The 24,043-nt window shown below is 61.8% G+C and carries 20 protein-coding genes, 1 tRNA gene and 1 pseudogene; 12 read left to right on the top strand and 10 right to left on the bottom strand.

The window, feature by feature from the left end; translation table 11 throughout:
* Positions 1 to 85 precede the first annotated feature (85 nt).
* The 6 genes from JMY24_RS04400 to JMY24_RS04375 all read left to right on the top strand — a co-directional run bounded on the left by JMY24_RS04400 (position 86) and on the right by JMY24_RS04375 (position 4,947).
* A complete protein-coding gene (locus JMY24_RS04400) occupies positions 86 to 895 on the top strand; it encodes a GntR family transcriptional regulator (RefSeq protein WP_128595334.1) in 810 nt (269 codons plus the stop codon).
* On the top strand, positions 892 to 2,631 hold the full coding sequence (locus JMY24_RS04395) for a fumarate reductase/succinate dehydrogenase flavoprotein subunit (protein ID WP_128595335.1): 1,740 nt from the start codon (positions 892 to 894) through the stop codon (positions 2,629 to 2,631). Before JMY24_RS04400 ends, JMY24_RS04395 begins: the two co-directional genes overlap by 4 nt.
* A gap of 12 nt (positions 2,632 to 2,643) precedes the next feature.
* Positions 2,644 to 2,889 carry a 4Fe-4S dicluster domain-containing protein gene (locus tag JMY24_RS04390; protein WP_020065580.1) on the top strand — a complete coding sequence of 82 codons (246 nt, stop codon included), beginning with the start codon at positions 2,644 to 2,646 and terminating at the stop codon, positions 2,887 to 2,889.
* A gap of 39 nt (positions 2,890 to 2,928) precedes the next feature.
* Entirely contained in the window at positions 2,929 to 3,951 is a 1,023-nt protein-coding gene (locus tag JMY24_RS04385; protein WP_236597313.1) for a HEAT repeat domain-containing protein, read from the top strand.
* On the top strand, positions 3,948 to 4,271 hold the full coding sequence (locus JMY24_RS04380; protein ID WP_128595337.1) for a DUF971 domain-containing protein: 324 nt from the start codon (positions 3,948 to 3,950) through the stop codon (positions 4,269 to 4,271). The genes JMY24_RS04385 and JMY24_RS04380 overlap by 4 nt, the downstream gene beginning before the upstream one ends.
* A gap of 145 nt (positions 4,272 to 4,416) precedes the next feature.
* Positions 4,417 to 4,947 carry a hypothetical protein gene (locus JMY24_RS04375; protein WP_128595338.1) on the top strand — a complete coding sequence of 177 codons (531 nt, stop codon included), beginning with the start codon at positions 4,417 to 4,419 and terminating at the stop codon, positions 4,945 to 4,947.
* A gap of 249 nt (positions 4,948 to 5,196) precedes the next feature.
* Here JMY24_RS04375 and JMY24_RS04370 read toward each other — a convergent pair.
* The 7 genes and pseudogenes from JMY24_RS04370 to cysS all read right to left on the bottom strand — a co-directional run bounded on the left by JMY24_RS04370 (position 5,197) and on the right by cysS (position 13,283).
* Positions 5,197 to 5,825, bottom strand: a pseudogene (locus tag JMY24_RS04370) (class I SAM-dependent methyltransferase).
* Positions 5,826 to 6,210: 385 nt separating this feature from the next.
* Positions 6,211 to 6,304 (bottom strand) — tRNA-Ser (locus tag JMY24_RS04365).
* Positions 6,305 to 6,493: 189 nt separating this feature from the next.
* A complete protein-coding gene (locus tag JMY24_RS04360) occupies positions 6,494 to 7,744 on the bottom strand; it encodes an aspartate kinase (RefSeq protein ID WP_128595339.1) in 1,251 nt (416 codons plus the stop codon).
* A 409-nt stretch (positions 7,745 to 8,153) separates the two neighbouring features.
* The gene (tilS, locus tag JMY24_RS04355) at positions 8,154 to 9,602 is read right to left on the bottom strand and encodes a tRNA lysidine(34) synthetase TilS (protein WP_201701438.1); all 1,449 of its coding nucleotides are present in this window, start codon (positions 9,600 to 9,602) and stop codon (positions 8,154 to 8,156) included.
* A gap of 59 nt (positions 9,603 to 9,661) precedes the next feature.
* Complete coding sequence (locus tag JMY24_RS04350; RefSeq protein ID WP_128589679.1) at positions 9,662 to 10,633, bottom strand: acetyl-CoA carboxylase carboxyltransferase subunit alpha; 972 nt, start codon at positions 10,631 to 10,633, stop codon at positions 9,662 to 9,664.
* A 125-nt stretch (positions 10,634 to 10,758) separates the two neighbouring features.
* Complete coding sequence (locus tag JMY24_RS04345; RefSeq protein ID WP_128595340.1) at positions 10,759 to 11,838, bottom strand: DNA-3-methyladenine glycosylase family protein; 1,080 nt, start codon at positions 11,836 to 11,838, stop codon at positions 10,759 to 10,761.
* A gap of 47 nt (positions 11,839 to 11,885) precedes the next feature.
* Entirely contained in the window at positions 11,886 to 13,283 is a 1,398-nt protein-coding gene (cysS, locus tag JMY24_RS04340; protein WP_201701437.1) for a cysteine--tRNA ligase, read from the bottom strand.
* A gap of 331 nt (positions 13,284 to 13,614) precedes the next feature.
* On the opposite strand from cysS, the gene JMY24_RS04335 reads away from it, so the two are divergent.
* The 4 genes from JMY24_RS04335 to JMY24_RS04320 all read left to right on the top strand — a co-directional run bounded on the left by JMY24_RS04335 (position 13,615) and on the right by JMY24_RS04320 (position 16,581).
* On the top strand, positions 13,615 to 14,427 hold the full coding sequence (locus tag JMY24_RS04335) for a tetratricopeptide repeat protein (RefSeq protein WP_201701436.1): 813 nt from the start codon (positions 13,615 to 13,617) through the stop codon (positions 14,425 to 14,427).
* Positions 14,428 to 14,475: 48 nt separating this feature from the next.
* A complete protein-coding gene (locus JMY24_RS04330; protein ID WP_027775382.1) occupies positions 14,476 to 15,060 on the top strand; it encodes a peptidylprolyl isomerase in 585 nt (194 codons plus the stop codon).
* 176 nt (positions 15,061 to 15,236) lie between these two features.
* On the top strand, positions 15,237 to 15,731 hold the full coding sequence (locus tag JMY24_RS04325; RefSeq protein WP_128589675.1) for a peptidylprolyl isomerase: 495 nt from the start codon (positions 15,237 to 15,239) through the stop codon (positions 15,729 to 15,731).
* A gap of 52 nt (positions 15,732 to 15,783) precedes the next feature.
* A complete protein-coding gene (locus tag JMY24_RS04320; RefSeq protein ID WP_128589673.1) occupies positions 15,784 to 16,581 on the top strand; it encodes a UDP-2,3-diacylglucosamine diphosphatase in 798 nt (265 codons plus the stop codon).
* Between the two features lie 68 nt (positions 16,582 to 16,649).
* Here JMY24_RS04320 and cysE read toward each other — a convergent pair whose 3' ends face one another.
* Together cysE and JMY24_RS04310 are read right to left on the bottom strand one after the other, a co-directional pair.
* Positions 16,650 to 17,630, bottom strand: a complete 981-nt coding sequence (cysE, locus tag JMY24_RS04315) for a serine O-acetyltransferase (RefSeq protein WP_236597312.1) — start codon at positions 17,628 to 17,630, stop codon at positions 16,650 to 16,652.
* Positions 17,631 to 17,842: 212 nt separating this feature from the next.
* Entirely contained in the window at positions 17,843 to 18,682 is an 840-nt protein-coding gene (locus JMY24_RS04310) for an RNA methyltransferase (RefSeq protein WP_128595342.1), read from the bottom strand.
* 418 nt (positions 18,683 to 19,100) lie between these two features.
* On the opposite strand from JMY24_RS04310, the gene JMY24_RS04305 reads away from it, so the two are divergent.
* Both JMY24_RS04305 and lplT read left to right on the top strand, forming a co-directional pair.
* Entirely contained in the window at positions 19,101 to 19,904 is an 804-nt protein-coding gene (locus tag JMY24_RS04305; RefSeq protein ID WP_128587174.1) for an inositol monophosphatase family protein, read from the top strand.
* A gap of 227 nt (positions 19,905 to 20,131) precedes the next feature.
* Positions 20,132 to 21,430: a lysophospholipid transporter LplT gene (gene lplT / locus JMY24_RS04300; protein WP_201701434.1), complete on the top strand. Its 1,299-nt coding sequence runs from the start codon at positions 20,132 to 20,134 to the stop codon at positions 21,428 to 21,430.
* A gap of 1,008 nt (positions 21,431 to 22,438) precedes the next feature.
* Here lplT and JMY24_RS04295 read toward each other — a convergent pair.
* Complete coding sequence (locus JMY24_RS04295; protein ID WP_128595344.1) at positions 22,439 to 23,989, bottom strand: LamG-like jellyroll fold domain-containing protein; 1,551 nt, start codon at positions 23,987 to 23,989, stop codon at positions 22,439 to 22,441.
* Positions 23,990 to 24,043: the final 54 nt, after the last annotated feature.

Here is a 24,043-nt window from a genome sequence, read left to right as displayed (position 1 = left end):
AGAAATACATAGCAGAAAAGCTTGGTTTGAAACGAGACGACGTCTTACTAGACTGCACGTCATCTTGTCATAACAAGTTTGAGCAATGTCGAAAACGACTCTCGTGCCGGTGCCCGCCGATTCGCCAACCGTATCGGCCGCGCCTCTTCCGCTCTACGCGCAGATCAAGGACGTCCTGCGCGAGCGCATACTCGACGGCAGCTATGCGCCGCATTCGCAGATGCCGTCGGAACACGAACTGTGCCGCATGTTCGACGTGAGCCGCATCACTGTGCGCCAGGCGCTCGGCGATCTTCACAAGGAAGGCTTGCTATTCAAGCTGCATGGCAAGGGCACGTTCGTCTCGAAGCCCAAGGCGTTTCAGAACGTCGCGTCGCTGCAGGGCTTTGCAGAGGCCATGTCGTCGATGGGCCATGAAATCGTCAACCAGCTGCGCAGTTGCAAAACTGTCGAAGCCGGACGCCACATTGCCGCGCGTCTGAACCTTGCCGAGGGCGCGCCTGTCACCGAGATTCATCGTGTCCGGCTGCTCAATCGCGAACCGGTGTCGCTCGAATTGACGTGGGTGCCGCAGGCGCTCGGCAAGCGCCTCGCGAACGCGGACCTCACGACACGCGACATATTCCTGATCCTCGAAAACGACTGTGGTGTGTCGCTAGGTTATGCCGATGTATCCATCGACGCGATCCTCGCCCACGACGACATCGTCGACGCATTGCGCGTCGAAGAAGGCAGCCCCGTGTTGCGTATCGAGCGACTCACGCATGACGCGTCGGGTCAGCCGGTCGATTTCGAATACCTGTACTTCCGCGGCGACGCCTTTCAGTACCGGCTGCGTATCGACCGCGAAAAAGACCTGCAAGAGAGCAGCAAAAACGCAATGGAGGCACGATGAACACACATGTACTCGACTACGACGTCGTGGTGGTCGGCGGTGGAACGGCGGGCCCGATGGCCGCCATCAAGGCGAAGGAGCGCGATCCGTCGCTAAAGATATTGCTGATCGAGAAGGCCAACGTGAAGCGCAGCGGCGCGATTTCGATGGGCATGGACGGTCTGAACAACGCCGTGATTCCCGGTCACGCGACGCCCGAACAGTACACACGCGAGATCACGATCGCGAACGACGGCATCGTGGATCAGGAGGCCGTGTATGCGTACGCGCGCCATAGTTTCACGACGATCGAGGAACTGAACCGCTGGGGCGTCAAGTTCGAAAAGGACGGCAACGGCGACTATGCGGTAAAGAAAGTGCATCACATGGGCTCATACGTGCTGCCGATGCCCGAGGGCCACGACATCAAGAAAGTGCTGTACAGGCAGCTTAAACGCGCCCGTGTGGCGATCACCAACCGGATCGTTGCCACACGGCTATTGACCGATTCGCAAGGGCGCGTTTGCGGCGTGCTGGGCTTCGATTGCCGCACGGCCGACTTTTACGTGGTGCGCGCTAAAGCCGTCATCCTGAGTTGCGGTGCCGCGGGAAGGCTCGGGCTCCCGGCATCGGGCTACCTGATGGGCACATACGAAAACCCGACTAATGCCGGCGACGGCTACGCGATGGCCTACCACGCAGGCGCCGCGCTCGCGAACCTCGAGTGTTTCCAGATCAACCCGCTCATCAAGGACTATAACGGCCCCGCTTGCGCGTATGTGACAGGGCCGCTCGGCGGCTTCACTGCGAATGGCAAGGGCGAACGCTTCATCGAATGCGATTACTGGAGCGGCCAGATGATGTGGGAGTTCTATCAGGAACTGCAAAGCGGCAATGGGCCTGTATTCCTGAAGCTCGACCATCTCGCGGAAGAAACGATCCAGACGATCGAACAGATTCTGCACACCAACGAGCGTCCGAGCCGCGGCCGCTTTCATGAAGGACGAGGCACCGATTACCGCACACAGATGATCGAGATGCACATTTCGGAAATCGGCTTTTGCAGCGGGCACAGTGCGTCGGGCGTGTACGTCAATGCGCGTGCGGAGACGACCGTGCCGGGCCTCTATGCCGCCGGCGACATGGCGGCAGTGCCGCACAACTACATGCTCGGCGCGTTTACCTACGGATGGTTCGCGGGTCACAACGCGGCAGAGTACGTAGCGGGCCGCGAACACGCCGCCGTCGACGAAGAACAGATCGACGCGGAACGGGCGCGCATTTATGCGCCGTTCGAGCGCGAGAACGGCATCGCGCCCGCGCAGGTCGAGTACAAGCTGCGCCGCATGGTCAACGATTACCTGCAACCGCCGAAGGTTACACGCAAGATGGAAATCGGCCTGCAACGCTTTGCGGAAATCACTGAGGATATCGAATCGATATCGGCGAATCATCCACACGAACTGATGCGCGCGGCAGAGGTGCGTGCGATACGCGATTGCGCGGAAATGGCCGCACGTGCGTCGCTTTTTCGAACCGAGAGCCGCTGGGGTCTTTACCACCATCGCGTGGATTACCCACAGCGCGACGATGAGCAATGGTTCTGCCATACGCATCTGCGCAAGGACGCCAATGGCCGCATGACGAGCGAAAAGCGTGCGGTCGAACCCTATATCGTCGCGCTCGACGAAAACGAACGCGATGCCTATCGGAGCCTGCGTATCGGCGAGCCCGCCCTCGACCCCGCAACCGCCTGACGGAGTAACACGATGTCTTTTACGCCGCACGATATTTTCCAGCGCAGTTCAGCCCCCGTCACGATCGACGAAAGCAAGTGCATTGCTGAAAAAGGCTGCACTGTATGCGTCGATGTCTGCCCGCTCGATCTGCTCGCAATCGACATGAAAAAAGGCAAGGCGTATATGCAGTTCGACGAGTGCTGGTACTGCATGCCTTGCGAACAGGATTGTCCGACGGGCGCGGTGAAAGTGTCCATTCCATATCTTCTGCGTTGAGCGATGCGCGACGTTCCTTCTTTCCATTCAAGTCCATCCATGTCCCACGCGACCGATCCGACCGACCCGACCAATCCGGGCGATCCGCTCGATACCATGCCCGGGGAAGCAGCCGCCCTTCTGTCACGGCTCGCCGATAACGATGCCGTCGTGCGCCGCATTGCGCTGATCGAACTCGCCGATCTCGAGGACGTCTGCGTCGTAGCGCCCATCGTCGCAGCGCTACGGCGCGACACATCGCCAGAGGTGCGCGGCGAAGCGGCCCGTTTGCTTGCTTCATGGGAGCGCGACGACGTGGTGGACGCTTTATGCAACGCATTGCTCGATCGCGACGCCGAGGTTCGCGCGAGCGCCGCGCAGAGCCTGTCGGAACTCAAGCAGGCGTCGTCTGGCGCGATACTGCTTGAGTGGCTGAAGCAACCCGAGCCGTTCGTGCGTTCGGCGTTGTTGCGCCCGCTGCGCGAGCTGCGGGTCGCGGACGCGCTTGCACCCGCGCTGCAGGCACTCGCCGATGCGGACGCCAACGTGCGCGCCGAAGCCGTCGGCGTCCTGGGATGGTTGAAGAATTCCGTTGCGCTTAGCCCGTTGGCATCTCTTGCGACCGGCGACGCCGATGCATCGATCCGGCGCGCCGCGACTGCGGCACTCGGCTTCGCGCCGCCGGCCCAAGCCGAGACAACGGCGGCGCTCCTCACCGCCCTGCACGACGACGCGTGGCAGGTGCGCGAAGAAGCTGCCACGACGCTCGGCAAACTGCGCGCCGCCGAATCGCGCGATGCGCTTATCGAAGCACTCGGCGACGCCTACTGGCAAGTACGTTTGCGGGCACTGCGCGCGTTGGGTCAGATCGGCGACGCCGCCAGCGCGACGCACGTCGCCGCCCTGCTCTCGCATCCGATTAGCAACGTGCGCAAGGAAGCCGCGCTTGCGCTCGGCGAAATCGGCGAAACGAGCGATGCGCAGATGCTCACCGCACTCGAAGCCGCACGAACCGACGCGGACCCGGAGGTACGCAAGGCGGTGCGCATCGCGCTGGCGCAGATCGCCGGGCGCATACGATGAACGCGCCCGAGCTGGCGGCGATCGACGCGGCTAGTGCAAGCCTGTCCATGCGCTGGCCGGACGGTGCGGTCGCCCAGTTGCCGTTTGCCGTGCTGCGCTCGTCATGCATGTGCGCACAGTGTCGCAAGCGCAGGCTCGATGGAGATACGCCATCGTCGTCATCCGACGTGAAGCTGCTCGACGCGCGGCCGTCGGGCTACGGTCTGCAACTCGTGTTCGACGACGGGCATGAGCGCGGAATCTTCCCTTGGGTTTATCTGGAGCGGCTGGCGAAGGATCTGCAGAAGACAGCGGAACGTCAGGAATCCAGAACGCTATAACGACCGCACGCCAGGCTTCTTACTCGCTACCTAATCACGAACATGGCCCGCTCAAATGAGAATCCTCCCATTTTTGCGACGAACTCACGCACTGATACTCGTCGACCAGACAGGCGCACCGCCGCGCATAACGATGAGATAGGCAATGAAAGTGTTTTTGTTGAGCGACCTCGTCGCTCAGGAGCTGGCGTGCATGCAGATTGACGGGAAGTGGCTCTCATTTGCGCATTTCACAGAGTCGGCGCAGCTTTGGGTCTCGCGTCATACACCAGACCTCAAGCTTTCTGAAGCGTTCTTGCAGGAGATCGAACGTGAGGTTCTGGAGATTGCAACCCGACTCTCCGACAACCAAGCCGTTCCGGCAGACTATTCGCAATCACCGCGTCTGTTCGACGATCTTCTGACAGCCAACTACGCGCATCCTTTGGGCGAGCAAGCGCTGTCCGCAACGCTTGCGGCCTGCCGCGAAAAGGGTCCCTGCGGTCCTTTATGTGCGGCATTGAACGGCCGCACGCTGGCGCAAGGCGTCGCTTCCTGTGACCACGCGGCTGCGCAGGCGCTGACTTGCCACCCGGCGCTTTGCCGATTGGTGTGCAACGTGGCGGACCGCGCTGAGTTGGCTGATCTCAGTGATCGTGCTAATGCAGGCGCCGATGGCAAGGACCACAGCGTCTGAACTCGCTAATGCGTCGACTCAGAGCGCGCTCGTGGTCTCCGGAGGAAAGGGGTCTGCGTTCTACGGGGGCATTTGTCGACAAACTGCTGCTTGCCGTACGCGGCGTATCGATGCAGTCCGGAATCTCCGATTGAGACTTCATCGACCTGTATGTCAAGCGCGCGATGACCGCGCGGCCCTAACGGTCTGTCTGCTGGCGGACTGGCAGTGAGTTTCCGAAGTGCCTCACCTCAGGGGGCCCTGAGATATCTATGCCGTAAGCGTGATGCGTTTCTCGAAGCCGAGTCGCGTCCATGTCACTCCGCTATTTCGATTCGCCTGTTGGACCGACGGGGTAACGACACGGAATACGGCTTGCAAACCCGCAACGCGTGCAAGCTCGATTGTTTCTTCTGGCGCGACGTCGAACATGCGACGCCCGTGCGGAACGGGCCCATGGCGCAGCGACATGATCAGCACGCCATCCTCTCGTAGAAGAGAACTCACGCGAGGCATCGCGCGGCGCCGCTGTTCGTGATCGAGATGCATCCACACCGCAGTCAGCATGATCACGTCGAACGTTTCGTTCATCGAATTGATGATGCGCAGATCGGGGAGACTGTCGTCAATCCATTCGATGCGCGACGACTGATGCAAGTCGATGGCTGCAGTGCGCAGTTCGTCGACCGGTTCGACGGCTACCACCGTGTGCCCCATCGCTGCTAACGCAGCTGCATCCGTTCCGATCCCGCACCGATGTCGAGAACGCGCGACGGGGCGTCCGGCAACAGGTGTAGAACCTGAGAGTGCTGGTCGGCGAATGAAATGCTCTGCCATCGCCGGATAAGACTCCCGGCTTCTTGCGCATAGCCTTCGGTGCCGCTGACCTTGATGAGCATTGACGGTGCCTCGGGTTCGACGGGTTCGTCGGATCGACTGCCTTGCCTTTAGCTGACTCGAATCGGGCGTATCAATCGAAAATCGACTTCCAGGCGCGTTCCGCCGCACGGTTGTGGTGACGCGTGGCCGGGAACGTGCCACGGGCGGCCGGGCGTTACTCCGGCTGCTATGTCCGCGCCACTGTGTCGGGCGATTTCTCCGACCATACGCTGGCGAGTGATGCGCACCTTCACACCCGCAAAGCAGGCGCCCGTGGGTTTGTTTATTGTGCGCTGTTCGTCCACGTAAGGGCTCGCAAACTGAGCACCGATAGCCGCTCATTACGCGACCGACAAAACAAAAACCCCGTAAGTCTTCCGACTTACGGGGTTTCGCCACCATCACTGGCGGAGACGGAGGGATTCGAACCCTCGATCCAGGTTTTGGCCCAGATGCTCCCTTAGCAGGGGAGTGCCTTCGACCTCTCGGCCACGTCTCCCAAACTTTCGGTCGCGCAGGGAGTCAGCGCGACGAAGCCAAGATAATAGCGGGCCGAACCGCCAAGGTCAATGTCTGACGAACGCTTTTTGTGCCAATATCGTCATTGAATTGGGATTTTTTTCGCACAGCCGCGCAAACAGATATAAACGACCGGGGCGCTCGTGTACGCCCCGCCGTTTGCGTCGAATTAAGCCTGATCCAGTTCGAACGCCTTATGCAGCGCGCGCACCGCGAGCTCCATATACTTCTCGTCGATCAGCACCGAAATCTTGATTTCGGAGGTCGAGATCATCTGGATATTGATGCCCTCTTCCGACAGCGTGCGGAACATCGTGCTCGCGATGCCCACGTGCGAACGCATGCCCACGCCCACCACCGAAACCTTCGACACCTTCGGATCGCCCAGCACCTGTTCGGCCTGAACGTGACCCTTCACCTGGTTCGTGAGAATGTCCATGGCGCGCTGATAATCGCCGCGACCCACCGTGAACGTGAAAGCCGTTTTGCCTTCGACGCTCTGGTTCTGGATGATCATGTCGACGTCGATATTCGCGTCCGCCACCGGGCCGAGAATCTGATACGCAATGCCCGGCTTGTCGGGCACACCCATCACGGCGATGCGAGCTTCATCGCGCTGAAACGCGATACCCGAGATGACTGCTTTTTCCATGGTCTCGTCTTCTTCAAAAGTAATCAGGGTGCCCGACTTCATTTCAGTGTCGAGCGGGATGAGCGGATCGGTCAGGCTCGACAGCACGCGCGTCTTCACCTGATATTTGCCGGCGAATTCCACCGAGCGGATCTGCAGCACCTTGGAACCCAGGCTTGCCATTTCCAGCATTTCTTCGAACGTCACGCGGTCGAGCCGACGCGCCTCTTCCACCACGCGCGGGTCGGTGGTGTACACGCCGTCGACGTCCGTATAGATCAGGCACTCGTCCGCCTTCAACGCAGCCGCGACCGCAACCGCCGAGGTATCGGAACCGCCGCGGCCGAGCGTGGTGATGTTGCCGTCAGGGTCGATACCCTGGAAGCCCGTGATCACCACGACCTTGCCCGCGTCGAGATCGCGCAGAACGCGTTCGCCGTCGATCTCGCTGATGCGCGCTTTGGTGAACGCGCTGTCTGTCCTGACCGGCACTTGCCAGCCGGCGTAGCTGACCGCGTCGACGCCGGCTTCCTGCAACGCGATGGCGAGCAGACCCGAGCTGACCTGCTCGCCCGTGGCGGCGATCATGTCGAGTTCGCGGGGGCTGGGCTGAGTCGTGATCTCTTTCGCGAGCCCGAGCAGGCGGTTCGTTTCGCCGGACATTGCCGACGGCACGACTACCATCTTGTGACCGGCCTTATGCCATTTCGCGACGCGCTTGGCGACGTTCTTGATGCGCTCGACGGAGCCCATCGAAGTGCCGCCGTATTTATGTACGATGAGTGCCATTGTCGTTCTGAACTGGAGGAGAAACCGCGCTGGCGCGCTCGCGACGACCGCACAAAAGCACAGGGGCGCAACGTCTCGTGAACGGCGGCAAAGTGTGTGGCGGCGTAAATGCAGCGCGCGTGCAGCACGCGCGGATTTGCCCGTGATTGATCGCTAATGGCTTACCGGAAAACTCGGATCACGATCGGAAAACCGACAAAAGCGACGGCAAAAGCGGGTCGGGCAAACAAGTTAACGTACCCGATCGTACGCAAAAAGACAAGCCGCAAAGCCCGCGGCGAGGCTTGCAACGCCGCCAGCAAAGGCTTGCAGGGCGCGCGTCAGCATCGTTTTTCGTAGCCTCATTCGACCGGTACTCGCGCCCTATTTGAAGACTCACAGGGTGATAACCGCGCGACCGACCGGCCGGTCAGGCGATCAGCAGGTCCTCGCGCCACACGATCGTTACGCAAGCCTCGCCGGGCGACAGCTGTAGCGGCAACGCCGCGCGATTCACGCCGAGCAACGGCACGAACAGCAGTTCATCGCCGATATAAAGCAGCGGCACCTCGCGCTTCCACGCAGGAATGCCGCGTTCCTGGAACAGGTTCTTGAGCGTTCGACTGGGCGCGCCGGGCACATCGCTCGTGCGCATGCGTTCGCCGCCGCTGCGCGAACGCGCGCTCAGCAACCCACGCTGTAAGACGCTAACCGGAATCGCATCGAATTGAGCAGCGCTAGTCGACGAAGCCAGGTCGACCGCTTCAAACACAAACGTGCCGCGCCATTGCGGCAAACGCCACGTCGCTTCGCCGCGCCAGACGAGTTCGCTGATCTCGCGTTCGGCGAGCGCGGACTCGTCGGCGGGATCGCTGCTATCGCCCGCTTCCCAATACACGAGTCCACGATAGCTGCGCAACGCATGCCCTGCGTGGTCGATACGCAAGCGGTGCCCGTCGCCGCCCTCGCCCACTTCACGCAGTTGACGAAGCGCGTCGCCAAGACGCGCGCTCGATGCGGCGACGAAGCGCTGCGAGCGCATCCAGTAACGCATCAGGTTGAGCGCGCGGTCGTCGTCGAGGGCGATGAGTGCGTCGTGCGAGAGCGCACGCCCATCGTCGCGCGAGACAACGTCGAGGTCGATACGCGCGAGTTCGTCCAGCAAGCGTTGCGCCGCCGCGGCGTGGGACGCGGTGCGGGCCAGCGCATCGCGAAAACCGGGAAAGTGCACGGCCAACGCGGGCGTGACCTGGTGGCGCAGCGCGTTGCGTGCATAGCGCGTGTCCGCGTTCGATTCGTCGTCGATCCAGCGCAGATGGCGTGCGCTCGCATACTGCTCGAGTTGCGCGCGCAGCAGATGAAGCAAGGGCCGCACGCGCACCGCCGCTGCACCCGCTGGCGAAAACTCCGGCGCCATTGCCGCCAGACCCGCGAGGCCGGCGCCGCGCAGCAGTTGCAGCAGCACGGTTTCCGCCTGATCGTCCGCGTGCTGCGCGAGCCATAGCGAATGAACGCCGTGCTCCTCACAAAGCGCGTCCAACGCGCGATAGCGGGCCTCGCGCGCGGCGGCCTCCACGCTTACACCCGCATCGCGCGACACCTCGACGCGCCGCGCCGCGAATTGGACGCCGCGTTCCAGCGCGAACGCATCACAATGCGCGAGCCACGCATCGGCGTTCGCGCTCAAGCCGTGATGCACATGGAGCGCCAAGCAACGCGACGCGCCCGCGACACGCACGGCCGCATCGAGCAGCACGCTCGAATCGACGCCGCCGCTGAATGCGACCGCAATCCGGGCATTAGAAGGCAAAGCGGCTAGCGCAACGCCGACCGCCTCGAGGACGAGGCGGTCGGCGGGCGATTCGGAGGTAGAAGTCACGTCGTCAGCGCAGTATTAATGCGTCATGCGCCGATGGACGAAAGAGAACACGCGCGGGCTTAGGCGCCCGGCGTTGTCTCCTTGAACTTGCCGTACGACATCAGGCGTTCGAAACGGCGTTGACGCAGGTCGTTGATACTCATGCCCTGGAACTGGCGCAGCGAATCGGCGAGCGCGCGGCGCAGCATGGCAGCCATGCCCTTCGGGTCGCGATGCGCGCCGCCGAGCGGCTCGTTGACGATCTTGTCGATCAGGCCGAGCGCTTTCAGACGATGCGCGGTGAGGCCGAGCGCTTCCGCTGCTTCCGGCGCTTTCGCCGCGCTCTTCCACAGAATCGACGCGCAGCCTTCCGGCGAGATCACCGAATAGGTCGAGAATTGCAGCATCAGCACGCTGTCGCCGACCGCGATGGCAAGCGCGCCGCCCGAACCGCCTTCGCCGATGATCGTCGCAATCAGCGGCGTTTTCAGTTCTGCCATCACATACAGATTGCGGCCGATGGCTTCCGACTGCCCGCGTTCTTCAGCACCGATGCCAGGATACGCGCCCGGCGTGTCGATGAACGTGAAGATCGGCAGGCTGAATTTCTCGGCAAGACGCATGAGACGCTCGGCCTTGCGATAGCCTTCCGGTCGCGGCATGCCGAAGTTGCGCAGCGCGCGCTCCTTCGTGTCGCGACCCTTCTGATGACCGATCACCATGCAGGCCTGGCCGTTGAAACGCGCAAGTCCGCCGACGATCGACAGGTCGTCCGCATAGTTGCGGTCGCCATGCAGTTCGTGGAAATCGGTGAAGAGCTCGCTCACGTAGTCGAATGTGTACGGGCGCTGCGGATGTCGGGCGATTTGCGAAACCTGCCACGGCGTGAGGTTCGCATACAGATCTTTCGTGAGCTGCTGGCTTTTCTTCGACAGCCGCTCGATCTCTTCCGAAATATCGACGGCCGAATCGTCCTGCACGAAGCGCAATTCTTCGATCTTTGCTTCGAGTTCAGCGATCGGCTGTTCGAAATCCAGAAAGGTGGTCTTCATTGGTTTTAATCCTTGGACTTACCGGCAGCGCGTATTCTAACTGCGCTCGCCGATGTCTAAACCACTTCGCAACTATCAACAGCTAACAATTGATAGTCGCGAAGCGGCATCGCTTCTTGTTTGCTTCAGTAGTCGACCGGCAATGGGTCCAGACTACGCCACATGTACCACGTGGCGACGGTGCGCCACGGCTCCCAGTTCGCTGCGACCTCGCGCGCTTCACTGCGCGTGACGGGCTCGCCGCTAAAATAATTGACGCTGATTGCGCGAATCAGACCGAGGTCGTCGAGCGGCAGCACATCCGGACGCGACAGGTTGAAGATCAGGAACATCTCCGCGGTCCAGCGGCCGATGCCGCGAATCTGCGTGAGTTCGGCGATCACGGCCTCGTCTTCCATCGACCTCCACTTGCCGACGTGCAGCGCACCCGAGACGAAGTGCTGCGCGAGATCGAGCACGTACTCCGCCTTGCGTCTCGACAAGCCGCAGGCAGTCAGCTTTTCCTGACCCAGCTTGATGAACTGCTGCGGCACGAGCTTCGGACATGCGGCTGCGACTTTCGCCCAGACGGCCTGTGCGGACGCCACTGAAATCTGCTGACCGACGACCGAGCGCGCGAGCGTGACAAACGGGTCGCCGCGACTTAGCAAATGCACCGGACCGAACTTCGGAATCAGCTTCTTCAGAATGCGATCGCGCTTGACTAGATCGGCACACGCCTTGTCCCAGTAGTCGGGACGCGTCACTTCGGGTACGAGGCCGCCGATCTGCACCGGCACCGCGACTTCGCTTGCGCTCGCCGCTTCGCCGCCCGCCGGGGACGACGCACGCGTCTTGCGCACGATCTCGGCTCCGTCACCCTCTTGCGCCTTCGCGACGCGCGCGAGTTCCTGCACGTCGCCTGCAAGTTCGGCGGGCAACGCGCCGTTGCTGCTGCCGCTATTCAAGCGCGACGTTTTGCCGGACGATGCCTTCCCGCGTTTCGCAACCGGCGCGTGCACGGACGTGCCGTTGAGCGCACGTTTGACCGCAGTCTTTTTCGACGCGCCGGCCGCGGTCTTTGCCGCCGCGTCCGCGCCTTTCGACGATGCTGCTTTCACCGCGCCGCTTGCCGCGCGAGCCGACGTTCGAGTCGACTTTGCCGCGGCTGCTGCGTTTGTTTGAGACGTAGCTCGTTTAGCCGGCGTCTTCGTGGCCGTTGCCATCCTGCCTCCTGCCTGGCGAGTCGTTCAGAGGGAAGTACGAGGTGCGCTCACACGCGCCGCCACTCGGTCAACCCGCCGGGTTTGTCTTCAAGTGCAACGCCGGCCTCGAGCAATTCGGCCCGGATCCGGTCTGCTGCCGCATAGTCTTTCGCCTGCTTGGCGGCCACGCGCTCGGCGATCTTCGCTTCGATCGCGGCGGGTTCGAGCGCGCCTTGTACCGCGGCGCCCGCTGCCTGCTGCAGGTACGCACGCGGCTCGCGCCCGAGCAACCCGAGCACCGCGCTGAGCGAGCGCAATTGACGGGCCAGCGCGGGGTCGCGCGTGCGGTTCACTTCAGTTGCCAACTCGAACAACACCGATACTGCAACCGGCGTGTTGAAGTCGTCATTCATTGCTGCCTGGAAACGTTGCGCATGCGCTTCGTCCCAGTCGAGCGCGGCGCCGTCCGGCGTGACGTCCTTCAGCGCGGTGTACAAACGGCCGAGGGCGTTGCGGGCGTCGTCGATATGCACGTCGCTGTAATTCAACGGCGAACGGTAATGCGCGCGTGCGATGAAAAAACGCACGACCTCGGCATCGTACTGCGCCAATACTTCGCGAATCGTAAAGAAATTATTCAACGACTTCGACATCTTCTCATTGTCGATCTGCACGTAGCCGTTGTGCATCCAGTAATTCACGAACGTTTGACCAGTAGCAGCTTCGCTCTGCGCGATTTCGTTTTCGTGGTGCGGGAACTGCAAGTCCTGCCCGCCGCCATGAATGTCGAAGCGTTCGCCGAGCAACGTGCAACCCATAGCCGAGCATTCGATATGCCAACCGGGACGGCCGCGTCCGTACTTCGAATCCCAGCCCGTGTCGGCCGGTTCGCCGGCCTTCGACTGCTTCCACAGCACGAAGTCGAGCGGATCTTCTTTGGCGTCATTTGCGGCGACGCGCTCGCCCGCGCGTAAATCTTCCAGAGACTTGCCGGAAAGCTTGCCGTAGCCGGCGAACTTGCGCACCGCGTAATTCACGTCGCCGTCGCTCGCCTGATACGCGTAGCCGTTCGCTTCGAGCTTCTCGATCATGCCGAGCATCTGAGGAATGAAGTCGGTGGCGCGCGGCTCGATGTCGGGACGCGCGATGCCGAGCGCGTCTGCGTCTTCATGCAATGCATCGATGAAGCGATCGGTCAGCGACTTGATCGTCTCGCCGTTTTCGACGGCGCGGCGAATGATCTTGTCGTCGATGTCCGTGATATTGCGCACGTACGTTACCTCGTAGCCGAGCGTGCGCAACCATCGCTGCACGATGTCGAATACGACCATCACGCGCGCATGACCGACGTGACAATAGTCGTACACGGTCATCCCGCAGACGTACATCCGCACGACGCCTGCTTGCAGGGGCACGAAAGTTTGCTTGTCACGCGCGAGCGTGTTGTAGATGCGCAGTGATTCCATAGAGAACGGTGCGTGGGCCGAAAGAAATCCGCAATGTGTTTCGTGCGTGCCGTCCCGCAAACACAAGACGGCCGGGACGAACTTTTGCCTGACTGTTACCTGACTCCAAGCCGGGCTGTTGCTTGACTATTACCCAACTGTGTCTGGCTATGTCCGGCTGTTGCCCGACTGTTGAAACACGCACAGCAGCAAACCGGTGCACCTGGTGCGGCGGTCAGACTGCTATCAAGGCGGAGACGACCACGAGTGGCGAAAAGACAGCCGGCGGTTCGACGGAACGCGCAGACCTTTTGTTAGAATGGCTCGGAGTATAACATCCAGACCCGAGCCTATGAAACCTTCCAGCGGCCGCGCGCGCAGCGCTGCGACCCTTGCCGCGACGGCCTTCGAGAGCCCCGTGCGCAACGCCCGCCGCGGCATTGCGCGCGACCTTGCACGCAGCCTCGCACGTGCCGTCACGTTGCGCTTTACCGTGGCTGTCGCCCTTGGCATTGTGCCGGGCGCCGCCGCGTTCGCGCAGAAAACGCCGACCGTGTCGCAAGGTCCCGCAGTGCGCGACAACACGCCTGAAATCGACGCGTCCATCGCGCAGAAAGACTGGCAAGCCTCGTTGACGCAGCTCGACGCGCGCATCGCCTCGAACCCGCGCGACGCGCAGGCTAAGTTCAAGCGCGCCACGGTGCTCTCGCATCTGAACCGCGACGACGAAGCGATCACCGCGTTCACCGAACTCACGCAGTTGTACCCCGAGTTGCCCGAGCCGTATAACAATCTCGCCGCGCTGTACGCGAAGCACGGCCGTTATGTGGAAGCACGCGCGGCGCTTGAAACCGCGACAAAGGTGAACCCAGGCTACGGCCTCGCTTATGAGAACCTGGGCGACCTCTACCTGCGCATGGCCAACGAAGCGTACCGGCGCGCGCAGAGCCTCGGTAAGGCAAGCGCCACGACCACGCAGCGCATCGCCGACATTCAGAAGATCGTGTCGCCGCCCAAAACGGGCAAGTCGACCAAACGAGCCGCTGCAGTGCAAGAGAACTATACGGACCGCGCCACGGCGAACATGACGCAAACGCCGAGCTTCCAGTACGGCGGCGCAAACGGCTCGCTCGCCATGCCGCCTTACATGGCGCCCTCGCAATAAAGCCGCCACGCTCGCGGTTATACGTTTTTTCCAACCCTGAGGATCTTCATGAAATGGTTGATGTTGGCGCTCGGCAGCGCCGCCCTGATCGCAAACGCACCCGCGTCCGCGCAGTCCGGTTCGCAAGCCGCGCATCCGTCCGTCCTCCTCAAGACGTCGGAAGGCGATATTCGCGTCGAGTTGTATCCTGAGAAAGCGCCTAAGACAGTCGCCAACTTTCTCGACTATGTGAAGTCCGGTCAGTACAGCGGTACGATCTTTCATCGGGTCATTCGCGGCTTCATGATTCAGGGCGGCGGTTATACGCAGAGCTTCGCTGAAAAGCCCACGCGCGCGCCGATTCCGCTCGAAAGCCGTAACGGTCTGAAGAACATGGCAGGCACCCTGGCCATGGCGCGCACCAGCGATCCGAATTCGGCCACTGCGCAGTTCTTCATCAACACGGTCGACAACGCCGGCCTCGACTATCCGAATCCGGACGGCAACGGCTACGCAGTGTTCGGCAAGGTCACGAGCGGCATGGAGGTCGTGAAGAAGATCGAAGGCACGCCCACCACCACGCGCGGCCCGATGGGCGACGTTCCGCAGAAGCCGGTGGTGATCGAGTCGGCTAGCGTCGTCAGCAGCAAGTAACAGTAGAACAGCGAGTACAACAGCACTAACGGAACACGGAACGCTCGCATCCAAGCGTCAGATCACGCCCCGGCGCGGCCCGCCGTCGAACGCATGAAGCGCCAGGCAAGCGCACGAAAGCACACGACGGCTCACCGCGCCTCTTCCACCCACCCTGTTCATCAAAGGATTCCATCATGGTTGAACTGCATACGAACCACGGCGTCATCAAACTCGAACTGGACGCCGAGAAAGCGCCGAAGTCGGTTGAGAACTTCCTCAACTACGTGAAGGCCGGCCACTATGACAACACGGTGTTCCACCGTGTGATCGACGGCTTCATGATTCAGGGCGGCGGCTTCGAACCCGGCATGAAGCAGAAGCCGACGGCCGAGCCGATCAACAACGAAGCGAACAACGGCCTGAAGAACGTGAACGGCTCGGTCGCAATGGCTCGCACCAACGACCCGCATTCGGCAACCGCGCAATTCTTCATCAACGTGAACGACAACGACTTCCTGAACCACTCGTCGCCCACACCGCAAGGCTGGGGCTATGCAGTGTTCGGCAAGGTGGTCGAAGGCCTGGACATCGTCGAGAAGATCAAGAAGGTCAAGACGGGTTCGAAGGGTTTTCATCAGGACGTGCCGGTTGACGACGTCGTGATCGAAAAGGCCGTGATCGTCGACTGATTGCCGGTCGCAGGCGCGCTCACACTATAAAAACCAGACTCAGGCACCTTCAATGCTGCAAGAAACGCCGCTGCGAAGCGTCGCCGCGGGCGTGCCTGGCGAGGGCAAACGCCCGCACGCCGCACGCCCGTTTTTGTTTCTCTCCGACATTCATTTGAGCGGGGCGATTCCGCGCACGGTCGCCGCGTTCGAACACTTCATTCGCGTCACAGCCGACCAGGCGGATTCCGTTTTCATTCTCGGCGATCTGTTCGAATACTGGATCGGCGACGACATGCTCGCCGAGCCGTTCGTCGCGCGCATGGCCGCGCTGTTGCACACGCTGACCGAGCGCGGTATCGCGCTCTACATCATGCATGGCAATCGCGATTTTCTGCTCGGCAAGCGCTTCATGAAAGCAGCCGGCGCAATCTGGCTACCCGACCCGTTCGTGATCACGGCATTCGGCACGCGCATCGCGCTCGCGCACGGCGATCGCCTGTGCACCGCCGATCGCGGTTATCAGATCTTCCGTGCCTTGGCGCGCAACCGTCTCGCGCAGATGCTGTTTCTCGCGTCGCCGTTTTCCTGGCGTCAGGCGCTCGCGGAAAATATGCGGTCGAAAAGCGAACATGGGCGCTCGCGGCCGGTCTCGCTGAAATACGACGTGACCCCGAAAGGCGTCGCGTCGCTATTCAAATGGTCCAAAGCTGCAACCATGATTCACGGCCACACGCACCGCCCTGCGCGTCATCGTGAGCCCGGCGGAATACGCTGGGTACTGCCGGACTGGGATCTCGATCATGGCGAACGGCGCGGCGGCTATCTGCGTATCGACGCCGACGGGATCCGGGCATTGCCGCTCGACTGAGCGCGATGCATTCGTGCTCTTAACCGCTGCGCGCCGCGGCGTCGCCGCGAATACACCGTCGATTCAGATCAACGCCCCACCACCGCCCCATCCAGCTTGCCCGCAATCGCTGCGGACAGGCGCCGCAAATCCAGCAGCGCTGCGTCAGCGCCTTGCAGTCCTTCGAGACTCGTGCCGAGATGCTCGAGCGCCATAACGATTTCGTCGATGCGTTTGGCTTGCGTGGCCGCATGATCGATGAGACCGTGAATGGCGAGCGACACGGGATCGTCGGCATTCGGCGTGATGCCGTATGCGCAGAAGCCGCTGCGCTCGACGGCGAGCTTGCCGCTCTCGGGGCTCGTGCCGTCAGCGGAAGCGGGTTCATTCGTTGCAGCATCGCGAGCCGCGCTCACGCCGCCGTTGACAGCCGCATTTGGAGCCGCATTTAGAGCCGAATGGGCAGCCGCATTGGCAACGCCGTTGACCCCAGCATTGGCAGCCGCCCTCGCAACGACAGCAGCCGCGGCAGCCGCGGAAGCAGTTGAAGCCGCCGCCGGCACAATGACTCGCGCCGGATTGCCCACAGCGGTGCCGCCAGCCGGCACGGGTTTGGTCACCACCGCATTCGATCCGATCTTCGCGTCCGCGCCGATCGTGAAACCGCCTAACACCTTCGCGCCCGCACCTACGATCACACCGCGCTCGAGCGTCGGATGCCGTTTCGCGCCGCGCGTGAGCGACGTGCCGCCGAGCGTCACGCCCTGATAGATCGTGCAATCGTCGCCGATCTGCGCGGTCTCGCCGATCACCACGCCCATGCCGTGATCGATGAACACACGCCGCCCGACCGTCGCCCCGGGATGAATTTCAATGCCCGTCATGAAGCGCGCCATCTGCGAGACGAAACGCCCGAGCCAGCGGCGCCGCGCCTGCCAGCATGCGTGCGCGAGCCTGTGAAGCACCAATGCGTGCAAGCCCGGATAACACGTAAGCACTTCCCAGGCACTGCGGGCAGCGGGATCGCGCTCGCGGATCGTGGCAATGTCTTCGCGAAGTCTCGTGAACATGGCAGGGACTGTGTTGTGTGGGAAGGAGACCGCATGCGCTAACCGCAATGCGCGTGCAGCAGCGCCGCATAGCAGCGCGGCAGCTTTGCTTAGAACGTTTCGAGGATTGTAGGGCGGTTCCCGAAAACCTGCCGGAAGTCCATGTAGCGCAAAAGGTCGTCGTGCTAGCCAGGCTCCGCCAACTGGCCACTCGTTACACCGGGCGCGCCGCCCTACTGCACGCCGTCGTCCTTGTGGCCCGTCTTCAGGAGGATGTGTTTGGCGATGCCGCGCACGATGTTGACTTCCTCGCGCTCCAGGCCCGAGCGCGCGAAAAGCCGCCGCAAGCGCGACATCAGTTTCTTCGGATTCGCGGGGTCGAGAAACTCGAGCGCGACGAGCGCGCTTTCGAGGTGCGCGAACATGCTTTCAATTTCATTGCTCGCGGCACGTGCGCCTGCCGGCTCGGCAGATGCGGCTGCCGTTTGCGGCGCACCCATCGCGGGCGCGGTTGTGTCGGCGCCGCTCGTCAGATAGATCATGCGCAGCTCGTACGCCAACACCTGGACCGCTTGTGCGAGATTGAGCGAACTGTAGGCAGGATTGGCGGGGATGTGTGCGAGCGCGCTGCATCGCTCGACGTCTTCATTCGATAAGCCAGTGCGCTCGTTGCCGAACACGAGCGCGATCTCGCCGTGCAACGCTTCGTCGCGCGCGAGACTTGCGGCTGCGCGCGGCGTCCATTGCGGAGGACCGTATTCGCGCTGCCGCGCGGTCAACGCGATCGACCAATGCACGCCGGAGAGTGCATCAGCGAGCGTCGGCACGACGTGGGCCGAAGCGAGCACGTCGTCGGCGCCGCTTGCCATTGCAATGGCTTCCGGATCGCTCTGCACATGCGGCACGCGGGGCGAGACGAGCACGAGCCGCGAGAAACCCATGGTTTTGAGCGCACGCGCGGCGGCGCCGACGTTGCCCGGATGGCTCGGCTCGACGAGCACGAAACGCGTGGAGGTGAAGCCGCCGCGCAAGTCGGCCACGGCGGGATCGGAAGAATGGTGGGTGTGGTCCACGATGAAGTTCTGCAAGCGAAAGAACGCGTATGGTAGCGCCAACGAGGGCAGACCCCGAAATACGCGCGATGGCGCACACCGCATTGCACGTCATATGGCACGTCGCATCGCATGTCACGGCCCACACTGCGCGTCCGTTGAAATGCGCATGACGGCCCTGCCCGCCTCGAACGCTGCCGCGACCTGCGGACTGAGGTAAAATATCGCGATTCGCGTCCGGCACAGTCAGTGCATGCAACCGGCAAAGCCGGGCGCTTCGTTCTTATTCAATTCGTCTCCGTTGGCGGAATGCGCACCGGTCGTGTACCGGGCGAGCATTCCGTGCTGTTTCTGCGCCTCATCGAGGGCGCCAATTAGTGTGCGCGTAGCGCCCATTCACCGGCAAGCAGCCGTGCTGCCCCGGCACAAGGATCAATCCATGCATCCCATGCTCAATATCGCTGTCAAGGCCGCGCGCCGCGCAGCTCAGATCATCAACCGCGCGTCGCTCGACCTCGATCTGATTCAGGTCAGCAAGAAACAGCACAACGATTTCGTCACGGAGATCGACAAAGCGTCTGAAGCTGCGATCATCGACACGCTGAAGACCGCCTATCCCGATCACGCGATCCTCGCCGAAGAATCCGGCAAGTCGGACAACGAGTCCGAGTACCAGTGGATCATCGATCCGCTCGACGGCACGACCAACTTCATTCACGGCTTTCCGTACTACTGCGTGTCGATCGCGCTGGCTCATAAAGGCATCGTGACCCAGGCCGTGGTCTACGATCCGACCCGCAACGACCTCTTCACAGCTTCGCGTGGCCGCGGCGCGTTCCTGAACGACCGCCGCATTCGCGTCGCCAAGCGTGACCGGCTGGCCGACGGCCTGATCGGCACCGGCTTTCCGTTCCGCGAAACCGACGGCCTCGAAGCCTATGGCCGCCAGTTCGCGGAAATGACGCAGGCGTGCGCGGGCCTGCGCCGTCCGGGCGCCGCGGCGCTCGATCTCGCAAACGTCGCTGCGGGCCGCATGGACGGCTTCTTCGAGCAAGGCCTGAACCCGTGGGACGTCGCCGCGGGCAGCCTGCTGATTACCGAAGCCGGCGGTCTGGTGGGCAATTACACCGGCGACTCCGACTTCCTGCACGTTGGCGAAGTTGTCGCCGGCAATCCGAAGATCTACGCGCAGATGGTGCCGATCCTGTCGCGCTACAGCCGTACTCGCCAGCAAGCGGCTTAAGGGCAGCGAATCAAAGAATCGCAACGGGCAGAATCACGACAAGCGGCTTCGGCCGCTTTTTCGTTGGCGCGCCTGCATCGTGCAAGCGTTCGTGCTACAAAGCGGGAAGCCGCGCCGGCGCACCTCCCTCACCGGCTGCATTTCGCGTTCTACGCTGCGCCCGCATGCGCGCCTCGTCTGCGCCTTTATCTGCGCCTAAGGCTTGCGCGCAGCTTCCCATCCGCTTCATGAAAAAAGGCTTCTACACAATCATCGCGGCGCAGTTCATTTCGTCGCTGGCGGACAATGCCCTGCTGATCGCCGCCATCGCATTGTTGTCCGTGATCCGTTCCGCCGCGTGGGTCACGCCGTTGCTGCAGATTTTTTTCACCGTCTCGTACGTGCTGCTCGCGCCGTTCGTCGGCGCGTTTGCGGACGCCATGCAAAAGCGCCACGTGATGTTCATCTCGAATGCGCTGAAGGCGAGCGGCTGTCTGTTGATGATCGTGGGCGTGCATCCGATGATCGCCTATGGCGTGGTCGGCTTCGGCGCGGCCGCGTATTCGCCCGCGAAGTACGGCATTCTCACCGAGCTGCTGCCGGCCGAAAAACTCGTCAAGGCAAACGCATGGCTGGAATCGGCGACCGTGCTGTCGACTATCGTCGGCACGATGGTGGGCGGCGCGCTCATCAGCACATTCGCCGATAAATTCGTTGCACACGCTCATCTGCCGCTGATCCGCTCATCGGCCGATCTCGCGATGTTCGCCGTGATGCTCACCTATGCGATCGCAGCGGGCATCAACATGTTCATTCCCGACACCGGCGCACGTTATCCGAACCGCCTGTCCGAACCGACCAAGCTCGTCGGCGACTTCTATCATTGCTTCAACGTGCTGTGGGCCGACAAGCTCGCACAGATCGCGTTATGGGTGACGACGCTGATGTGGGGCGGCGCCGTGACGCTGCAACTGCTCGTGCTGAAGTGGGCCAATGTGAACCTCGGCTTGTCGCTCTCGAAGGCGGCCGTCATGCAAGGCGTCACCGGACTCGGCATTGCCGTCGGCGCGGCAGCGGCGGCCGCGCTGATTCCGCTGCGCCGTTCGCTCACGGTGCTGCCGGTCGGCATCCTCACCGGCGCGGTGGCGATTGCAATGGCCTTCTACAACAAGAATCTTTTTCCCGCGGGTGCCGGCATCCACATCGGCTCGTATGTCGCGCCGGCTTATATCCTTCTCGCCTATCCGCTGATGATCCTGCTCGGCGCGCTGTCCGGCTTTTTCATTGTGCCGATGAACGCGATTCTTCAGCATCGCGGCGCGACGCTGCTGTCCGCCGGCCATTCGATCGCGGTGCAAAACTTCAATCAGAATCTGGCCGTGCTGCTGATGCTCGGCGCGTACGCGCTGCTGCTCACCGCGAAGATGCCCGCGCAATGGATCATCGTCGTGTTCGGCGCGTTCATAACGTTCATGATGTGGCTCGCGAAACGGCGCAGCGCGGCGAACGAACGCACCGCCGATATGCGCGCGCTGCTCGAAGAATGAGGTCGGCACGAGCGCGAAGTATTCGTGCAATTCGTGCATGTGGCACGTGTCTGCGCGAGCTTGCTGTGCCTGGGTTTGCTTGCGCCTGCGCGGAACATGCTTGCCTGCGCCTGCACCCCGAGCAATTTGCGTGACAGCGTGGGTTGGCCATCCGGCCAGGGTCCGCTTGCCGCGCCGGCGGGTTAAACTCACGCCCTGAACAGCTAACGCAAAAAGATACCGAGGATGGGCACTCAAACCGCAGCGGCCAGCGACGTCGCACAACACACGCCAATGATGCAGGGGTGTTCGGGCCTTACTGAGTAACGGCTCGAGGCCTAACTCATACGGCGGCCCATACCGAAAAATGCGAGGCTTCCAGCCGGATTCAACCGGCAAGCCCGAGTTGCGCCAGAATCGACGCCAGCCGTCCCCCCGACAAGCCCCCGAAGAATACTACCTATATATTGCGTTTCGGCCCGATTGCGACCGCGCCACGCCGCGCGCAAGGTGAGTCGATACGGGGGCCTGCTGTTGATCGGCAAACGCGGCAGTACGGGTGCGCAGTGTCGACCGGCGTTCGAAAGCGTGGACCGCATCGGCTGATATCGATACGTCCGGCGACATCCCGCTACCCATCTGCGCAATCAGCGCTTAGCCACTCATTTCGTCGCCGCCTTCGGATGCGCTACGTCCGTGCTGTATTGAGAAGCCGCTGCCGGTCGCGAAAGTCGCTTGTCGACCCGCACCAGACCGTCGCATCGGCATGATGCGATGACCGCTTCCGGAGCCCCTTCGGACGTCCGTTCTCACGCCGTGTATCCGCCACGGAAACTCCTAAATCGATTTTGTTCATGAACTGACTGCCGTGCGACTGACGGCGTGCCCCGCTTGGCCAGATCTCTCGTCGTCTTCCTCCGCAATGCCGCAATTCGTCGCGCCTGTTCCTAGCTGTCAACCGATGCGCTCCACGTCGTCGCGCTCGTTTTCAGCGCCTTGGTCTTTCCGATATGCGCGAGAAGATTCTTCTTATAAAACCTCGATTACGAACAGTTGGTCAGTGAAGTTACCCGCCGCATCCGATGCGCGAACGGTGAAATCCCAAGCGCCGGGCAGAGCGATAAGCGGGCCGATACTGGTCAGCACTCCGGCAGACGAAAGGCTCATCACATCCGGCAAGACTGACTCTTGCGACAGTGAGTAACTGACCGGTGGCTGTCCGAAAATAGTCGTGAACCGTATCGGCGTAAAAGCGCGGCCCCGGAAGCCGACTAACTGAGGCGGAGTGGTGAAATATGGTTTCGTGACGATTTTTCCGAGAAGATCCGCGCTATAAATATCCGCCACCTCATTAGCCAAAAGCGCGCGGCTATATAGTGTTACTTCGTCAATACGTCCGGTGAATCGAGAGTCACTCACACCGGCAACAAAGTCTGAGCCGATGGTTATCGGGGCTGCCGCAGGCTCGTAGATAAGCTGAAACTGGTCCAGGCCGCCTTGCGCGGCGACTTCGGCCCCGTTGACATAGAGGCGCTTGGCGGAGCCGTCGAAAGTAGCGGCTAGATGCGTCCATTGGTTCTGGGTCAGGGTTACCTTATCTGCAAGCAGCTTAACGTTCGTCGCCGTTTGAGACTCCGACGGACTTCTGTGTCGGGAGTAGAAGAGCGGGCTACCGTTGAATACACTGAGTTTCCATGCGTTACTGTCAACTGCTGCAGCGCCTCTTGCAATGATAGTTTGCTGGCTGTTGTCTTGCGGCAGGATCGTGGGAAATATCCACGCTTCTGCCGTCAACTCGGTGGGTCTCAACGCAGGGCTAGTCTCGGTAGGACTGATCTGTGCTGGACTATCCTCGACGCGCACGTACACTGCCCCGTCAAAGTCGAACGCCCCGCCGACCTTTCCAGGCGCAATCCTCGGTTGGACACCCGTCGTTCCGATGAGAAAGGCGCCATTATGTTCACCAACCAAATCGCTCGCATCCGACTCGCCGCGCCAAAAGGCGAGAACGCCCGGAGGCAGCGGTACGGCAGTCCCGAACCTCGCGCGAACCGTTTTGTCGCCGTTCATCACGACAGTGATTGAGGGAGCGGTACCGCTCACGTCGCCTGTCCAGCCGGCGAAGGCGCCCGGCGTAAATGGATTCGCCGTCAAGGTTACCGTCTCGCCTGGGATGTAGCTCCGCTTCATTGGGTCGACCGTCACCGACCCACCGGCATCGCTGTAGGCGGTGAGCATAGGCGCCGGAGGAGGCGGAGGATCGGTGCTTAGCGTCAGCGCCGCCGCTGCGCTCGTGACGCTTCCAGCACTGTTGGTCACAGCGACGGAATACTGTCCTTTGTTTGTGAGGCTGATATCGGTCAGCAACAGACTGTCGCCTGTCGCTCCGGGAATGTCGGTGCCATTGAACTTCCACTGATACGATATCCCGCTCGCGTCAGCTACTACGACTGAGAACGACACAAGTTCCCCTAGCCCCACAATCTGGCTAACGGGTTCGCCAGTGATCTTCGGCGGCGAGACAGCTTTCACTGTCCGGCTCGCCATATTCCCACTGGCATCGAAGGAATATATAAGCATCGACTCCTCCCGGGCTCATCGTGAACTTCGCGTGTATCGCCAACAGTGAATTGA

Origin of the sequence: Paraburkholderia kirstenboschensis (genome assembly GCF_904848585.1) — a bacterium.
GTDB lineage: Bacteria > Pseudomonadota > Gammaproteobacteria > Burkholderiales > Burkholderiaceae > Paraburkholderia > Paraburkholderia kirstenboschensis.
The sequence above is the reverse complement of the archived record's forward strand: the minus strand, read 5'-3'. Positions and strand labels throughout refer to the sequence as shown.

Coding starts and splice junctions, on each gene's coding strand:
- JMY24_RS04395 (WP_128595335.1), top strand. CDS start 892: ATGAACACACATGTACTCGACTACGACGTCGTGGTGGTCGGCGGTGGA.
- JMY24_RS04330 (WP_027775382.1), top strand. CDS start 14,476: ATGAAATGGTTGATGTTGGCGCTCGGCAGCGCCGCCCTGATCGCAAAC.
- JMY24_RS04305 (WP_128587174.1), top strand. CDS start 19,101: ATGCATCCCATGCTCAATATCGCTGTCAAGGCCGCGCGCCGCGCAGCT.
- JMY24_RS04380 (WP_128595337.1), top strand. CDS start 3,948: ATGAACGCGCCCGAGCTGGCGGCGATCGACGCGGCTAGTGCAAGCCTG.
- JMY24_RS04325 (WP_128589675.1), top strand. CDS start 15,237: ATGGTTGAACTGCATACGAACCACGGCGTCATCAAACTCGAACTGGAC.
- JMY24_RS04320 (WP_128589673.1), top strand. CDS start 15,784: ATGCTGCAAGAAACGCCGCTGCGAAGCGTCGCCGCGGGCGTGCCTGGC.
- JMY24_RS04385 (WP_236597313.1), top strand. CDS start 2,929: ATGTCCCACGCGACCGATCCGACCGACCCGACCAATCCGGGCGATCCG.
- JMY24_RS04350 (WP_128589679.1), bottom strand. CDS start 10,633: ATGAAGACCACCTTTCTGGATTTCGAACAGCCGATCGCTGAACTCGAA.
- JMY24_RS04390 (WP_020065580.1), top strand. CDS start 2,644: ATGTCTTTTACGCCGCACGATATTTTCCAGCGCAGTTCAGCCCCCGTC.
- cysS (WP_201701437.1), bottom strand. CDS start 13,283: ATGGAATCACTGCGCATCTACAACACGCTCGCGCGTGACAAGCAAACT.
- JMY24_RS04400 (WP_128595334.1), top strand. CDS start 86: ATGTCGAAAACGACTCTCGTGCCGGTGCCCGCCGATTCGCCAACCGTA.
- lplT (WP_201701434.1), top strand. CDS start 20,132: ATGAAAAAAGGCTTCTACACAATCATCGCGGCGCAGTTCATTTCGTCG.
- JMY24_RS04360 (WP_128595339.1), bottom strand. CDS start 7,744: ATGGCACTCATCGTACATAAATACGGCGGCACTTCGATGGGCTCCGTC.
- JMY24_RS04335 (WP_201701436.1), top strand. CDS start 13,615: ATGAAACCTTCCAGCGGCCGCGCGCGCAGCGCTGCGACCCTTGCCGCG.
- JMY24_RS04295 (WP_128595344.1), bottom strand. CDS start 23,989: ATGCTTATATATTCCTTCGATGCCAGTGGGAATATGGCGAGCCGGACA.
- cysE (WP_236597312.1), bottom strand. CDS start 17,630: ATGTTCACGAGACTTCGCGAAGACATTGCCACGATCCGCGAGCGCGAT.
- JMY24_RS04345 (WP_128595340.1), bottom strand. CDS start 11,838: ATGGCAACGGCCACGAAGACGCCGGCTAAACGAGCTACGTCTCAAACA.
- JMY24_RS04375 (WP_128595338.1), top strand. CDS start 4,417: ATGAAAGTGTTTTTGTTGAGCGACCTCGTCGCTCAGGAGCTGGCGTGC.